Source organism: Pseudomonas sp. So3.2b (genome assembly GCF_019464415.1).
Lineage (GTDB): Bacteria > Pseudomonadota > Gammaproteobacteria > Pseudomonadales > Pseudomonadaceae > Aquipseudomonas > Aquipseudomonas shahriarae.
The window spans coordinates 5,599,482-5,614,386 of sequence record NZ_CP080494.1; the positions used below are offsets into that span (position 1 = coordinate 5,599,482).

Here is a 14,905-nt window from a genome sequence, read left to right on the forward strand (position 1 = left end):
TATAGCTTCCCCCGCTGCGGCATACTCGGCGCTCAATTACCCGGATCCCGCTATGCGCCCACTCGTCCCCCTTGCTCTCGCCTTGTTGCTCACCGCTTGCGGCGACGGCGAATCCCTGTTGCCGCCCGACGCCCGGCTGCCGGACGGCGGGCGTTATCGCGGGGATGTGGTCGATGGGCTGCTGCAAGGCCAGGGCCGGGTGGATTATCCCAACGGCAGTTGGTACGCCGGGCAATTCGACAAAGGCCAATGGCACGGCCAGGGCGAATGGCATGGCAGCAATGGCGAGGTTTATAAAGGCCAGTTCCAGCAGGGCCTGTTCGATGGCCAGGGCACCCTGACCACGGCGGCCAACACCTACGTCGGCGGCTTCAAGCAAGGCCGGCGCAACGGCGAAGGCACCCTCAAAGAGGGGCAAATGACCTATCGCGGCGAATTCAAAGACGACCAATACTCCGGCCTCGGCCGCCTGGAACTGCCCGACGGCAGCCAGTACCAGGGCCAATTTGCCCACGGCAAGCCCAACGGCGAAGGCCAGCGCAACGACGACAGCGGCAACCAGTTCAGCGGCCGTTTCGTCAATGGCCAACTGGAAGGCAACGGTACCTTCAACAGCGCCGAAGGCGACATGTACGTCGGCCACTTCAAGCAGAACCAACTCAACGGCAAGGGTCGTTACGAAAACGCCGACGGCGACGTGTGGACCGGTGAGTTCCGCGAAGGCGCCCTGAGCGGCAAGGGTGAGCTGACCGGCGTGGACGGCAGCCATTACATCGGGTACTTCAGTGACTGGCGCTTTACCGGTGAGGGGCGCCTGAACCTCAGCGATGGCAGCTTCTACATCGGCGGCTTCGACAACGACAGCTATCACGGCCAAGGCACCCTGGTACTCACCGATGGCACGGTGCAAGCAGGGACCTGGGCCAACGGCCTGCGCGTACGCGATGCCGACGGCAAGCTGTTGCCCGACACCCTGGAAGTCGGGGTGCTGGCCCAGGGCCGCTTGCTCGACGACGCCCTCGCCGCCGTGCCGGCATCCACCCCGGCTGTCGAGCTGTACAGCCTGGTGGTGGCCGGTGACGGCAAGCAAAGCGTATTCCTGCGCGAGGCCGACTACGTCAGCAACCTACTGAGCAGCCGCTTCGGCGCCCGCGGGCAGATCCGCCTGGTCAACCACCGCGACCATATCGCCTACCGCCCGATGGCGACCCGCGAAAGCCTGCGCCGCGCCGTGCAGACCCTGGCCGAGCGCGCCGGCCCCGAAGACCTGGTGTTTATCTACCTGACCAGCCACGGCACCCACGAACATCAACTGGTGCTCGACCAACCGCGCATGGAGCTGGCCGACCTGCCGAGCGACGAGCTGGCGGCGGTGATGGCGCCGCTGAAAAACCGCGACAAAGTCATCGTGATTTCCGCCTGCTACTCCGGCGGTTTCATCCCGGCGCTCAAGGATGAACACACCCTGATCATGACCGCCTCCCGCGCCGACCGCGTGTCGTTTGGCTGCTCGGAAGAAGCCGACTTCACCTACTTTGGCGACGCCCTGTTCGCCCAGGCCCTGACCCAGACCGACGATTTGCTGCACGCCTTCAAGCTGGCCCAACGGCATGTGACCGAACGGGAAATGGCGGACAACTTCGAAGCCTCCGAACCACAGATCTGGGCCCCCAAGAGCGTGATCGCCCGTTGGCAACAATTACGTAAACAGCAGGCACGAAAGGCGCTGGAAAGCGTCTCTATCAATAGCAAGGAAGCAAAGAGCAACTAAGCTGAAACTGTATCAAGGGGGGAAACACTATGTACTTGACGCCTCAGCATATATTGCTTGCCGGAGCCTCGGGCTTGACCGGGGAACATCTGCTGGACCGCCTGCTCAACGAGCCTACCGTCACCCGCGTATTAGCGCCCAGCCGCCGGCCACTGGCCGAACATCCGCACCTGGAAAACCCGGTCGGCGACCCCAGCACATTGCTGCCACAACTGAGCGGCCGGGTCGACCTGGCCTTCTGCTGCCTGGGCACCACGCTTAAGCAGGCAGGTTCCGAGCAGGCGTTCCGCGCCGTAGACCTGGACCTGGTGGTGGCGTTCGGCAAGCGCGCCCGGGAGATGGGCGCACGACACCTGATCGTGATCAGCGCGATAGGCGCCGACCCCAAATCCTCGGTGTTCTATAACCGGGTCAAGGGTGAGATGGAGCAGGCCTTGCAGGCTCAGGGTTGGCCGCAACTGACCATCGTGCGGCCCTCGCTGCTACTGGGCGAGCGCCTGGAGACACGCCTGGCGGAGAAACTCGCAGGGCCGTTGTCGCGACTGATTCCCGGCAAGTATCGTGGCATCGAAGTGTGTGAGCTGGCCCGGGCCATGTGGCGCCTGGCCCTGGAGGAGCAGGACGGGGTGCGGATTGTCGAGTCGGATGAGTTGCGTAAGCTCGGCAAGTGAATCTGCGGTGACCGGGCGGGCCTCATCGCGGGCAAGCCCGGCTCCCACATGAATGCATTCACCGATCAAATGGGGGAGCTGGCTTGCCTGCGATGGGGCCCGCCCAGACCACAACCATCGCTACAGGCTACAACCCACCCGTCGCATTAAACCCAACCCCCAATACCGTCAACGCCGACAGCGGCAACAGCAGCGTGTCGAGCAGCGCGCTGGCCGGCAGGTCGAGGCCCGGGTAGCTCGGCGCTTCGGCGCCAAAACGGTCCATGGCACAGCAACCACCCTGCAGCGCATACAGATCCAGGCGCGTGCCCGCATACACCACTGGCGCACCGGGTTTCGCCGCATCCAGGGTGCGTACGGTGGCGCAGCCTGCCAGTTGCAGGCCCAGCACGATCAGCAGGACTTTATTCATCGCTGCTCAAATGATGCTCACCCCAGCGCGGCAACATGTCCTGGGGGATGTTCAGCAAGTTGAGAATCCGTGCCACCACGAAATCCACCAGGTCATCAATGGTCTGCGGCTGGTGATAAAAGCCCGGCGACGCCGGCAGGATGGTCACGCCCATATTCGACAGTTTGAGCATGTGCTCCAGGTGAATGCTCGAATACGGCGCCTCGCGCGGCACCAGGATCAACTGGCGGCGCTCCTTCAAGGTCACGTCCGCCGCGCGCTCGATCAGATTGTTGCAGGCACCGGTGGCGATCGCCGACAGGGTGCCGGTGGAACACGGCACCACCACCATTGCCGCCGGCGCACCGGAGCCGGAGGCCACGGGCGACATCCAGTCTTCCTTGCCATAGACCTTGATCTGCCCCGCCGCCGCACCGGTGTATTCGGTCAGGAAGGCCTGCATCATCTGCACCTTGGGCGGCAGCGAAACATCAGTCTCGGTGGCCATCACCAATTGCGCGGCCTTGGAAATCAGGAAATGCACCTCGCGGTCTTCGCGCACCAGGCAATCGAGCAAACGCAAGCCATAGGGCGCGCCGGAGGCGCCGGTCATCGCCAGCGTGATGCGCTCCGGCCCGCTCATTGCAGCGCCTCGGCGAGTTTGCCGTGCAGGCCGCCAAAGCCGCCATTGCTCATGATCACCACGTGGGTACCGGGCTTGGCCTGGCTTTTGACCCGTTCGATGATGCCTTCCAGGGAGTCGCTGACAATCGACGGCACCGTGCAAAGCCTGGCCACGGCTGCCAGGTCCCAACCCAGGTTGGCTGGCGCGTACCACACCACCTGGTCGGCATCGTTGACGCTTTCCGGCAGGCCATCACGGTGCGCGCCCAGCTTCATGGAGTTGGACCGCGGCTCGATAATCGCAATCACCGGCGCATCGCCAACGCGCTTGCGCAGGCCGTCGAGGGTGGTGGCGATCGCCGTGGGGTGGTGGGCGAAGTCGTCGTAGATGGTAATCCCGTTCACTTCGGCGACCTTTTCCATACGCCGCTTGACGCTCTTGAACGCGCTCAGCGCGGCAATGCCCATGGCCGGTACCACGCCGACATGCCGGGCTGCAGCCAGGGTCACCAGGGCGTTGGCGACGTTATGCTGGCCGGTCATGTCCCAATCGACGATGCCTTGGGCCTCGCCCTCAAACAGCACTTCGAATTGGCTGCCATCCTCGCTCAACAACTTGACCTGCCACTGCCCGCCGGCGCCAGTGGTTTGTACCGGCGTCCAGCAGCCCATCTCGATCACGCGCTGCAAAGCCGGCTCGGTGGTGGGGTGAATCACCAGGCCTTCGCTGGGAATGGTGCGTACCAGATGGTGGAATTGCCGCTCGATGGCCGGCAGATCAGGGAAGATGTCCGCATGATCGAACTCCAGATTGTTCAAAATCGCCGTGCGCGGGCGGTAGTGAACGAACTTGGAGCGCTTGTCGAAGAAGGCGCTGTCGTATTCATCGGCCTCGATCACAAAAAACGGTGTATCGCCCAAACGCGCCGACACCGAGAAATTCTGTGGCACGCCGCCGATCAGGAAGCCGGGGCTCATGCCTGCATGTTCCAACACCCAGGCCAGCATGCTGCTGGTGGTGGTCTTGCCATGGGTACCGGCTACCGCCAGCACCCAACGGCCCTGCAGCACGTGATCGGCCAGCCATTGCGGGCCGGACACATAGGGCAGGCCTTTGTTCAGCACGTACTCCACGGCAGGGTTGCCACGGGACATGGCATTGCCGATCACCACCAGGTCCGGGACCGGATCGAATTGCGCCGGGTCGTAACCCTGGGTCAGCTCAATGCCCTGGGCCTGCAACTGCGTGCTCATGGGCGGATAGACATTGGCATCGGAGCCGGTGACGTGATGCCCCAGCTCTTTGGCCAGGACCGCCATTGAGCCCATGAAGGTGCCGCAAATACCGAGAATATGAATGTGCATAGTCGACCTCGTAAAACATCGAGGCAGGTTAGCTTAGGGTGGGAAAATTCGCACTCTTTTAGCGATTAGCGTGCGATCTTTTCCGCCACTGAGCGTGGCGTTCACTGATAAACAGTCGAGGGACTTTTCTACTCTTTTTGCAATTCAGTACACTGGAATCAAGCCCGGCATTTAAGAACTCCCGCAAAATACCGGGCCTGACAGCTGCTACTTAGTAAAACATACAACCGAACTCAAACCACCGAACCAAAAGCAGACAGACCACTATCAAACTATCTCTTTCTTGCCTTTTGTTTCCACTTCCCGAATGGCAACCATCCTTGCAATGAAGTTATTGATTGTCTCGTTCCTTTTATCAAGTACATCCAGGCGACTGGTAACAGTTTTAGGCTCGACCACTGATTCTTCTTTATACGGCTTGAAAATAAAACCGTTTTCCGCAGCCGTCAGCTCCATATTTTTCTCTGCTGCGCTGTACAGCTCCTCAAGTTTTTTGATACGCGCATTTGTCTCGGTTGGCCAGTTCGGATCTTTCGTAAGAGCCTCACCATCCCCTCCCTCAGCCAGCAGTTGAATAGTGTTAACCGCGTACAGCAACTTTGTCTCGGCATTATCCAACCGCAACTTAATCATTGTGGCGTCTTGCTCTCCTGTACCGCCTGCCGCTGGCGTAACGCCATTGGATTGCTGACTCGGAGCCGGCTGGTGGGCCGGGGGCAATAATGGGGTAGTGGCGCTAAAGCTACCCTTGATGGTTTCACCGCTCCAAACCGATCCGGCATAAGTACCAATACTCAACGGAGTACTAACCAGGCCATTTACGGACGCATTCACAAAAGCATCGCGAGCTACAGTTTTCAAAGGTGTATCGGTTTTAAACACACCGGCCTTGACCAGGCGATCAGCCGCAATCAGATTGGTGGCAACATCGCCAAATGTCTTGGGTTGCGCAACCACGGGCTTGGGCCCAACGGGCAGTGAGGCGCCAGGGTGCTGCGTTTTGAACACAATGTCCCTGAAGTTAGCTATCCCCTTGCTGTTCGAGGCCCCTGCAGTCGGACGGGGAGCCACATTGGGCTTTACTGACGCTGTCTGTACAAATTTACCGGCGATCCCGTTAGAGGGGACTTTAAGGGCCTTTGATCCTGCGCTGGAAAACGGTCGAGGAAGGCGAGGGGATCCAAACCCGCGCCTGACTCGCACGGCGCCTTCACCCGAATTTTCACCCGTACTGTTCGCCTCGCTGGACGCCTGGGTGTCCGGAGTTTGCGCCGTTTCATCAAAGTAGGACGCACTTTTCGTAACGGCTGATGCCTGTTGCCGGGGCAAGCCATCCACGGGATCATTCACGTGCAACGGAACCGAAACAGGAAAACCTGAAATATTCATATTGCCACCTATATAGTAAAAAACACGTCAACGACGTGATTACTATCAATTTTATTCATCCCTAGTGTCAAAGCATCATAAACGATGAACCATCCTTTCCACTTGAGTATGAGATAGGCAGACTTCAGTTCCACACAACACACAAATTAAATGAACCATTACAACCAATAGCGTCACACCTCAACCGCAACACTTTTCACACCGACGAATCATGCCAACACTTAAAAACAATAAATGCATTAAATAATCACCCCGCCAAGTCGCAACCAGCACGCTAGCAAACACACACAACTTCACAACAAATATATTAACCCCTATTACACCCATGCCCATTGAACAGAGATCATGAGGGCGAATTGATCAGCACAGACGTCAAAGCACAGGAGCGGTCTTTACCCTCGCTCAGCCCGCAGAACGCAACGCAATTCCATGCTTGCGCAGCTTGCGGTACAGCGTATTGCGGCTAATGCCCAACTGCTCTGCAGCAAGGGTCATATGCCAGCGCTGCTGCTCCAGCATGTTCAGCAATGCCAGCCGCTCGGCATCTTCCAACGGCTGCTTGACGACGGTTCGCGCCTGGACAGGCACCCGGCCAATTATCGCAGGCAGATCGCTCAACCCGACCCGTGCGCCCTCGCAGAGTGCAGCCAAAGTACGCAACACCGTGCGCATTTGTCGCACGTTACCCGGCCACGAGAAGTCCAACAGTGCCTGACGCGCATCGTCATCAAGTACGATTGTCTGCCCCTGCGCTTCCTGCGCCAGAAGAAAGTCCAGCAACTGCGACTTGTCAGTGCGCTCGCGCAACGGCGGCAAGGCGATTTCCAGGCCATTGAGCCGGTAATACAAGTCCTCGCGGAAACTGGCGTCACGCACACGTTCCTGCAAGTTGCGGTGCGTCGCGCTGATCACCCGCACGTCCACCGCTTGCGGCTCACCCCCAATGGGCACCACCAGCCGGTCTTCCAACACTCTTAGCAACCGGGTCTGCAACGCCAGCGGCATATCGCCGATTTCATCGAGGAACAAGGTACCGCCATCGGCCTGTTGCAGCTTGCCGCGCATGCCTTCCTTGCGGGAGCCGGTGAAACTGCCACCGCGATAACCGAACAATTCGCTCTCGATCAGGCTCTCAGGGATGGCCGCGCAGTTCAGGGCGACGAAGGGTTTGTCGGCACGCTGGCTGGCATGGTGCACGGCTTTGGCGAATGCCTCCTTGCCGGAGCCGGTTTCGCCATTGATCAGCAGCGGCACGTCGCGTTCAAAGACCCGCAGGGCCTTGCGAAAGTCATTCTGCAGCGCCTCATCGCCCAGGCAGATGCCCGGCACGCGCGGCCGCTCGACCTTGGCCGGCACCGGAACCCGTGGGCCGGGCGCCCGCCGGGCCTCGCCGCGCAACACCGCGAACAGGCTGCGCCCATCGCGGGTGCGCAGGGGCCAACTGGAGCTGGCGTTGGCACTGGCGCGGCCGAGCAAGTCATCCAGGCGGCAGTCGAAAAACATCTCCACCGGCAGGCCCAGCAAACGCCCGCGTGGCAGCCCCAGCAGGTTCTGCGCGCTTTGGTTGAGCGCACAGATCCGCCCTTCACCGTCGAACGCCAGCAGCCCTTCGCTGAACAGGCCCACGGATTCGGCCTGCAGGTGGAAACGCAGCAACCAGTGGTTTTCAAAGTGGCGCAGGAAGTAGCAGCTCTCGATCATCTTCGCCGACAGATTGACCAGCGCCATGGTATGGAACTGGCTCTGACGCGATACCGCCTCGCGGGCCGAGGACACGTCCAACACTGCCAGCAGGTCGCCATGGGGGTCGAATACCGGGCTGGCGGAACAGGTCAGGCCGGTGTGGCGCCCACGAAAGTGTTCATCGCGATGAATGGTCAGGGCCTGGCGCTCCACCAGGCAGGTGCCGATGCCGTTGGTGCCTTCGCAGGCCTCGCTCCAGTCAGCGCCGAGCCATAGGCCGGCATGCTCGAACACCTTGCGCTCGCTAGGCGCGGTGACGCAGTTGAGGATCACCCCACGCGCATCGGTCAACAGCACCGCGTGCCCGGCGCCGGAAAGCTGTTGATGCAAATTGTTCATTTCAGTGCCGGCGATGTGCAGCACCTGCTGCAGGCGCTCGCGGCTTTCCAGCAGGCGATCGTGCTCCAGCACCGTGGGGGCAATGGTCAGTGCCGGGTCGAGGTGATAGTCCTCCAGGCAGCGCAGCCAGGAACGGGCAATCGAGGGATCGCTGCCGGGACCGTGCAGCGGGTCTTGCCCACGGGTGACCGTCAGGACTTGCCGGGCATGGCGGCTGAAATGATCGTTTTGCATCTTCTTATTGTTCTCCTGTTGCGTGGGACACACCGCGGACCGGGACGCCCAGCATCCTCCACGCCTTGGCGCATTGCAATCCCGGGGCGACCCATGGGTCACAGGTTGTATCGCCGGTGGCACAAACTGTCACCCCGACTGTCCCAAAGCTGTCACAGCAACGCCTTGCAACAAACCCTAAAGCCTTGATTTACCTGGCCTGCAGGGCACTGGCCCGACCTTTGCTCTACGCTTTATCAAGCGCAGCCACGCTGCACTCCAATAAACATAAGAAGTCAGGAGATACCCACCATGCGTTATGCACACCCCGGTACTGAAGGCGCTATCGTTTCGTTCAAGGCCAAGTACGGCAACTACATCGGTGGCGAATTTGTGGCCCCGATAGATGGCAACTACTTCACCAATACTTCGCCGGTAAACGGCAAGCCCATCGCCGAATTCCCACGCTCCACTGCCAAAGATATCGACAAGGCACTGGACGCCGCCCACGCCGCCGCTGATGCCTGGGGCAAGACCTCGGCCCAGGACCGCTCGCTGGTGCTGCTGAAAATCGCCGACCGCATCGAACAGAACCTCGAACTGCTGGCCATTACCGAAACCTGGGACAACGGCAAGGCCGTACGCGAAACCCTCAACGCCGATATCCCCCTGGCCGCTGACCACTTCCGCTACTTCGCCGGCTGCATCCGTGCCCAGGAAGGCAGCAGCGCCGAGATCAACGAACACACCGCCGCCTATCACTTCCACGAGCCCTTGGGTGTGGTCGGGCAGATCATCCCGTGGAACTTCCCACTGCTGATGGCCGCCTGGAAACTCGCGCCAGCACTGGCCGCCGGTAACTGCGTGGTACTCAAGCCTGCCGAGCAGACCCCGCTGGGCATCAACGTGCTGATGGAAGTGATCGGCGACCTGCTGCCACCGGGCGTGCTGAACGTGGTGCACGGTTTCGGCAAGGAAGCGGGCGAAGCCCTGGCGACCAGCAAACGCATCGCCAAGATCGCCTTTACCGGCTCCACGCCGGTGGGTTCGCACATCATGCATTGCGCGGCCGAAAACATTATTCCGTCCACCGTTGAGCTGGGCGGCAAGTCGCCGAACATCTTCTTCGCCGACATCATGAAAGCCGAACCGCAATTTATCGAAAAGGCCGCCGAAGGCCTGGTGCTGGCGTTCTTCAACCAGGGCGAAGTGTGCACCTGCCCCTCCCGCGCGCTGGTGGAAGAGTCGATCTACGACGACTTCATGAAGGTGGTGATGAAGAAGGTCGAGTCGATCAAGCGTGGCGACCCGCTGGACACCGACACCATGGTGGGTGCCCAGGCGTCCGAGCAACAGTTCGACAAGATCCTGTCGTACCTGGAAATCGCCAAGGGCGAAGGCGCCGAGCTGCTGACGGGCGGCAAAGTGGAGAAACTGACCGGCGACCTGGCAACCGGCTATTACATCCAGCCGACCCTGCTCAAGGGCACCAACAAGATGCGTGTGTTCCAGGAAGAAATCTTTGGCCCGGTGGTGAGCATCACCACCTTCAAGGACGAAGCCGAAGCCCTGGCGATCGCCAACGACACCGAGTTTGGCCTGGGTGCCGGCTTGTGGACCCGCGACATCAACCGCGCCTACCGCATGGGCCGGGCGATCAAGGCCGGGCGTGTGTGGACCAACTGCTACCACCTGTACCCGGCGCATGCCGCGTTTGGTGGTTACAAGAAGTCCGGTGTGGGCCGTGAGACGCACAAGATGATGCTGGATCACTATCAGCAGACCAAGAACCTGCTGGTGAGCTACGACATCAACCCACTGGGTTTCTTCTAACCCTCCCCCGCTCCCACACTTGAAATGCAATTAAATGTGGGAGCGGGCTTGCTCGCTCCCACACTTGGATCTTCATCAATAGTTGCGACGTGCATTCGGCAGACATCCGCCGAGTTAAAACAATAAAAACAAGGTACTTTCCCATGCCTAGCGAACCGACAGGATCCTCCGTCGACTTCGAAAAAGTCGGCTCCGAATACTTCCAACAACGAGAATTGAAAAAAGGCGCCGCCGGCTGGGTGCTATTAGTCGGCCTCGGCGTTGCCTATGTCATTTCCGGCGACTACGCCGGCTGGAACTTCGGCCTGGCCCAAGGCGGCTGGGGCGGGATGTTCCTCGCCACACTCCTGATGGCCACCATGTACTTGTGCATGTGTTTCTCCCTGGCCGAACTGTCCTCCATGATCCCTACCGCCGGTGGCGGCTATGGTTTTGCCCGCAGCGCCTTCGGCCCCTGGGGAGGATTTCTCACCGGCACGGCGATCCTGATCGAATACGCCATCGCCCCCGCCGCCATCGCGGTGTTTATCGGCGCCTATTGCGAATCACTGTTCGGCATTGGCGGCTGGATGATCTACCTGGCGTTCTACATCATCTTTATCGGCATCCATATCTTTGGCGTCGGTGAAGCGCTGAAGTTGATGTTTGTGATTACCGCCGTCGCCGCAATTGCCCTGGGCGTGTTCCTGGTGGCGATGGTGCCGCACTTCAACGTCGCCAATCTGCTGGACATTCCCGTGACCGAAGCCAAGGGCGCCAGCAGTTTCCTGCCGTTCGGCTATGTCGGCGTGTGGGCCGCGATTCCTTATGCGATCTGGTTCTTCCTCGCCGTCGAAGGCGTGCCCCTGGCTGCCGAAGAAACCAAGAACCCCAAGCGCGACCTGCCCCGCGGCCTGATCGGCGCGATTGTGGTGCTCACCAGCTTTGCCCTGCTGATCCTGGTGATTGCCCCCGGCGGCGCCGGCACCCTGGCGCTGATCAAGTCCGGCAACCCGTTGGTGGAATCCCTGGCCCTGGCCTACGGTGGCTCGACCTGGATGGGCAGCTTCGTCAACCTGGTGGGCCTGGCCGGACTGATCGCGAGCTTCTTCTCGATCATCTATGCCTACTCCCGGCAGATTTTCGCCCTGTCCCGCGCTGGCTACCTGCCGCGCAAACTGTCGCAAACCAATAAAAGCAAGGCACCGGTGCTGGCCCTGGTCATTCCCGGGATCATCGGTTTTGGCCTGTCGCTGACCGGCCAGGGCGACCTGCTGATCCTGGTGGCGGTGTTTGGCGCGACCATTTCCTACGTGCTGATGATGGCCGCGCACATCACCCTGCGCATCCGTCGCCCCAAAATGGAGCGCCCATACCGCACGCCGGGCGGCATCTTCACCTCGGGCCTGGCCCTGATACTGGCCTGCATCGCCGTGGTGGCGGGCTTCCTGGTGGATCCGCGCGTGGTGATTGGCGCGGCGATCATCTATGGAGTATTAATTGCTTACTTCGCTTTCTACAGTCGGCATCACTTGGTAGCAGGCACGCCGGAAGAAGAGTTCGCGGCGATCCAGGCCGCAGAGGCCGCCTTGCACTAACGCCGTAAACCACGGCGCGGGCCACCGCCCGCGTCGTCATGGAGAGTCTGTATGGCAAGTTTTTCCCACTCGGTCGGTGCATTGACCTACCGTTTCGACAGCCTCAAGGACGTGATGGCCAAGGCCAGTCCCGCCCGCTCCGGGGATTTTCTCGCCGGCGTCGCCGCACAGAACGACGGCGAACGTGTGGCGGCGCAAATGGCCCTGGCCAATATCCCGTTGAAGCACTTCCTGGAAGAGGCGCTGATCCCCTACGAAAGCGACGAAGTCACCCGGCTGATCATCGACACCCACGACCAGCAGGCCTTTGCCGTGGTCAACCACCTGACCGTCGGCGGGCTGCGGGACTGGCTACTCAGTGACGCGGCCGACGAACACAGCCTGCGTGCACTGGCGCCGGGGTTGACCCCGGAAATGGCCGCCGCCGTGTCGAAGATCATGCGTGTGCAGGACCTGGTGCTGGTGGCGCAGAAGATCCGCGTCGTCACCCAGTTTCGCGGCACCATGGGCCTGCGCGGGCGCTTGTCCACGCGCCTGCAACCTAACCATCCGACGGATGAACCGGCGGGCATCGCCGCGAGCATCCTCGATGGACTGCTGTACGGCAACGGCGACGCCATGATCGGCATCAACCCGGCCACCGACAGCATCGCCTCGATTTGCGCCATGCTGGAAATGCTCGACGCGATCATCCAGCGCTACGAGATCCCGACCCAGGCCTGTGTGCTGACCCACGTCACCACCTCCATCGAAGCGATCAACCGCGGCGTACCGCTGGACCTGGTGTTCCAGTCGATCGCCGGCACCGAGGCGGCCAACGCCAGCTTCGGGATCAACCTGAATGTGCTGCAGGAAGGCTACGACGCAGGCCTGAGCCTGAATCGCGGGACTCTGGGGCAAAACCTGATGTATTTCGAGACGGGCCAGGGCAGCGCCCTGTCGGCCAACGCGCATTTCGGGATTGATCAACAAACCTGCGAAACCCGTGCCTATGCTGTGGCGCGGCACTTCAAGCCATTTTTGGTCAACACGGTGGTCGGTTTTATCGGCCCCGAGTACCTGTACAACGGCAAGCAAATCATCCGCGCCGGCCTCGAAGACCATTTCTGCGGCAAGCTGCTCGGCGTGCCCATGGGTTGCGACATCTGCTACACCAACCATGCCGAAGCCGACCAGGACGATATGGACACCCTGCTGACCTTGCTGGGCGTAGCCGGAATCAATTTCATCATGGGCATCCCGGGTTCCGACGACATCATGCTCAACTACCAGACCACATCCTTCCACGACGCGCTCTACGCCAGGCAAACCCTGGGTTTAAAGCCCGCGCCGGAGTTTGAGCAGTGGCTGGCGAAAATGGGCATCTTCACGCAAGCCGATGGCAAGGTGCGGTTTGGTAACAACCTGCCACCAGCCTTCCGCCACGCCTTGGCGCAATTGGGATGAAGGAACCTCCAGTGCAAATCGACACACCTGAAAGCGATAACCCCTGGCTGGAGCTGCGGCGCCTGACCCCGGCGCGAATCGCCCTGGGCCGCACCGGCACCAGTATTCCCACCGGCGCGCAACTGGACTTCCAGTTCGCCCATGCCCAGGCCCGCGACGCGGTACACCTACCGTTTGACCATACCGGCCTGAGCAGCCAGATGGCCGAGCGCGGCCGCGATAGCCTGTTGCTGCACAGCGCCGCGCCCGACCGCCACAGCTACCTGCAACGCCCGGACCTGGGACGGCGCCTGAGCGATGAGTCGGCCCAGACCCTGCGCGACTACGCCCAGGCCAACCCGGGCGGTGTGGACCTGGCGGTGGTAGTGGCCGATGGTTTATCGGCGCTGGCGGTGCATAAACACACCGTGCCGTTTCTGACACGCATGGAAGAACAGACCCACGCTGAAGGCTGGTCCTTGTCGCCGGTGATCCTGGTGGAACAAGGCCGGGTGGCGGTGGCCGATGAGATCGGCCAGTTACTCGGGGCAAAAATGGTGGTGATCCTGATCGGCGAGCGGCCAGGGCTCAGCTCGCCGGACAGCCTGGGGCTGTACTTCACCTATAACCCCAAGGTCGGCCTGACCGACGCCTACCGCAACTGTATTTCCAATGTGCGCCTGGAGGGTCTGAGCTACGGCATGGCCGCGCACCGCCTGCTGTACCTGATGCGCGAGGCCTGTCGGCGGCAGTTGTCGGGGGTCAATCTCAAGGATGAGGCGCAGGTTCAGACCCTGGAATCGGATGATCCGGACCTGATGAAAGGCAATTTCCTGCTCAGCCCAACCAAGGACTGATGCCGGCACGATTGCGATTTTTCACCGCTTTAGGCAGCATCAAGCAGCGGGCGCCCGAGTAATGGACCGTTTGCCGTTGTATTCCTATAGAAGTTGAGGCCTAGCATGCGGATTACTCAAGCGACTCTGGAACACCTGGACCTGTTGACCCCATTATTCGTCAAATACCGCGAGTTCTATGGCGCGCTGCCCTTTCCGGACTCCTCCCGGGCGTTTCTGGAGAAGCGTCTGCGGCGCAAGGAGTCGGTGATCTACCTGGCGCTGCCGGATGACGACGACAGCAAGCTGCTGGGCTTCTGCCAGCTGTATCCGAGCTTTTCTTCGCTGTCGTTGAAACGGGTGTGGATCCTCAATGACATCTACGTCGCCGAGGACGCCCGCCGCCAACTGGTGGCCGACAACCTGATGCGCGCCGCGAAAAAAATGGCCAAGGAAACCAATGCCGTGCGTTTGCGCGTGTCCACCAGCAGTAATAACGCGGTGGCGCAGAAGACCTATGAGTCCATGGGCTTTCGCGAAGATACCGAGTTCAAGAACTACACATTGCCGATCAGCGAAGACTGAAGCCATTCGCCCAAACACCCAAAAAATGTGTGCGGGCTTGCTCGCGATAGCGGTGGTTCAGTTGATGTATTTTTAACTGACCCACCGTTATCGCGAGCAAGCCCGCTCCCACATTTGGATCAGTGCTAGCCAGAATAGCCGCG

Annotated in this window: 12 protein-coding genes; 7 read left to right on the forward strand and 5 right to left on the reverse strand. The window is 60.8% G+C overall.

Annotated elements, in window-relative coordinates; translation table 11 throughout:
* Positions 1-52: 52 nt before the first annotated feature.
* Together K1X80_RS25260 and K1X80_RS25265 are read left to right on the forward strand one after the other, a co-directional pair.
* A complete protein-coding gene (locus K1X80_RS25260) occupies positions 53-1,771 on the forward strand; it encodes a C13 family peptidase (RefSeq protein WP_057960710.1) in 1,719 nt (572 codons plus the stop codon).
* Positions 1,772-1,800: 29 nt separating this feature from the next.
* Complete coding sequence (locus tag K1X80_RS25265) at positions 1,801-2,442, forward strand: oxidoreductase (protein ID WP_115129084.1); 642 nt, start codon at positions 1,801-1,803, stop codon at positions 2,440-2,442.
* Positions 2,443-2,569: 127 nt separating this feature from the next.
* On the opposite strand, the gene K1X80_RS25270 is transcribed toward K1X80_RS25265, so the two are convergent.
* From K1X80_RS25270 to K1X80_RS25290, 5 genes are all read right to left on the reverse strand, one after another.
* The gene (locus K1X80_RS25270; protein WP_120734200.1) at positions 2,570-2,854 is read right to left on the reverse strand and encodes a YceK/YidQ family lipoprotein; all 285 of its coding nucleotides are present in this window, start codon (positions 2,852-2,854) and stop codon (positions 2,570-2,572) included.
* Positions 2,847-3,476: a flavin prenyltransferase UbiX gene (gene ubiX / locus K1X80_RS25275; protein WP_038443595.1), complete on the reverse strand. Its 630-nt coding sequence runs from the start codon at positions 3,474-3,476 to the stop codon at positions 2,847-2,849. Before ubiX ends, K1X80_RS25270 begins: the two co-directional genes overlap by 8 nt.
* Entirely contained in the window at positions 3,473-4,822 is a 1,350-nt protein-coding gene (gene mpl, locus K1X80_RS25280) for a UDP-N-acetylmuramate:L-alanyl-gamma-D-glutamyl-meso-diaminopimelate ligase (RefSeq protein ID WP_057960713.1), read from the reverse strand. The genes ubiX and mpl overlap by 4 nt, the downstream gene beginning before the upstream one ends.
* Before the next feature lie 267 nt (positions 4,823-5,089).
* Entirely contained in the window at positions 5,090-6,211 is a 1,122-nt protein-coding gene (locus K1X80_RS25285; protein WP_169959815.1) for a hypothetical protein, read from the reverse strand.
* Between the two features lie 402 nt (positions 6,212-6,613).
* Entirely contained in the window at positions 6,614-8,527 is a 1,914-nt protein-coding gene (locus K1X80_RS25290) for a sigma-54-dependent Fis family transcriptional regulator (RefSeq protein ID WP_220172549.1), read from the reverse strand.
* A 291-nt stretch (positions 8,528-8,818) separates the two neighbouring features.
* Here K1X80_RS25290 and K1X80_RS25295 point away from each other — a divergent pair, with 291 nt between their 5' ends.
* The 5 genes from K1X80_RS25295 (at position 8,819) to K1X80_RS25315 (ending at position 14,762) form a co-directional block, all read left to right on the forward strand.
* The gene (locus tag K1X80_RS25295; RefSeq protein ID WP_057438993.1) at positions 8,819-10,339 is read left to right on the forward strand and encodes an aldehyde dehydrogenase family protein; all 1,521 of its coding nucleotides are present in this window, start codon (positions 8,819-8,821) and stop codon (positions 10,337-10,339) included.
* A gap of 143 nt (positions 10,340-10,482) precedes the next feature.
* Positions 10,483-11,916, forward strand: a complete 1,434-nt coding sequence (gene eat / locus K1X80_RS25300; RefSeq protein WP_057438992.1) for an ethanolamine permease — start codon at positions 10,483-10,485, stop codon at positions 11,914-11,916.
* A 51-nt stretch (positions 11,917-11,967) separates the two neighbouring features.
* On the forward strand, positions 11,968-13,362 hold the full coding sequence (locus tag K1X80_RS25305) for an ethanolamine ammonia-lyase subunit EutB (protein ID WP_220172550.1): 1,395 nt from the start codon (positions 11,968-11,970) through the stop codon (positions 13,360-13,362).
* Positions 13,359-14,198: an ethanolamine ammonia-lyase subunit EutC gene (eutC, locus tag K1X80_RS25310; RefSeq protein WP_057438991.1), complete on the forward strand. Its 840-nt coding sequence runs from the start codon at positions 13,359-13,361 to the stop codon at positions 14,196-14,198. The genes K1X80_RS25305 and eutC overlap by 4 nt, the downstream gene beginning before the upstream one ends.
* A 105-nt stretch (positions 14,199-14,303) precedes the next feature.
* The gene (locus K1X80_RS25315; RefSeq protein WP_057438990.1) at positions 14,304-14,762 is read left to right on the forward strand and encodes an N-acetyltransferase; all 459 of its coding nucleotides are present in this window, start codon (positions 14,304-14,306) and stop codon (positions 14,760-14,762) included.
* Positions 14,763-14,905: the final 143 nt, after the last annotated feature.

What these genes read in the sequence shown, in the direction of transcription:
- K1X80_RS25305 (WP_220172550.1), top strand. Translation starts at nt 11,968, where the DNA reads ATGGCAAGTTTTTCCCACTCGGTCGGTGCATTGACCTACCGTTTCGAC.
- ubiX (WP_038443595.1), bottom strand. Translation starts at nt 3,476, where the DNA reads ATGAGCGGGCCGGAGCGCATCACGCTGGCGATGACCGGCGCCTCCGGC.
- K1X80_RS25270 (WP_120734200.1), bottom strand. Translation starts at nt 2,854, where the DNA reads ATGAATAAAGTCCTGCTGATCGTGCTGGGCCTGCAACTGGCAGGCTGC.
- eutC (WP_057438991.1), top strand. Translation starts at nt 13,359, where the DNA reads ATGAAGGAACCTCCAGTGCAAATCGACACACCTGAAAGCGATAACCCC.
- K1X80_RS25295 (WP_057438993.1), top strand. Translation starts at nt 8,819, where the DNA reads ATGCGTTATGCACACCCCGGTACTGAAGGCGCTATCGTTTCGTTCAAG.
- K1X80_RS25265 (WP_115129084.1), top strand. Translation starts at nt 1,801, where the DNA reads ATGTACTTGACGCCTCAGCATATATTGCTTGCCGGAGCCTCGGGCTTG.
- K1X80_RS25290 (WP_220172549.1), bottom strand. Translation starts at nt 8,527, where the DNA reads ATGCAAAACGATCATTTCAGCCGCCATGCCCGGCAAGTCCTGACGGTC.
- K1X80_RS25260 (WP_057960710.1), top strand. Translation starts at nt 53, where the DNA reads ATGCGCCCACTCGTCCCCCTTGCTCTCGCCTTGTTGCTCACCGCTTGC.
- K1X80_RS25315 (WP_057438990.1), top strand. Translation starts at nt 14,304, where the DNA reads ATGCGGATTACTCAAGCGACTCTGGAACACCTGGACCTGTTGACCCCA.
- eat (WP_057438992.1), top strand. Translation starts at nt 10,483, where the DNA reads ATGCCTAGCGAACCGACAGGATCCTCCGTCGACTTCGAAAAAGTCGGC.
- mpl (WP_057960713.1), bottom strand. Translation starts at nt 4,822, where the DNA reads ATGCACATTCATATTCTCGGTATTTGCGGCACCTTCATGGGCTCAATG.
- K1X80_RS25285 (WP_169959815.1), bottom strand. Translation starts at nt 6,211, where the DNA reads ATGAATATTTCAGGTTTTCCTGTTTCGGTTCCGTTGCACGTGAATGAT.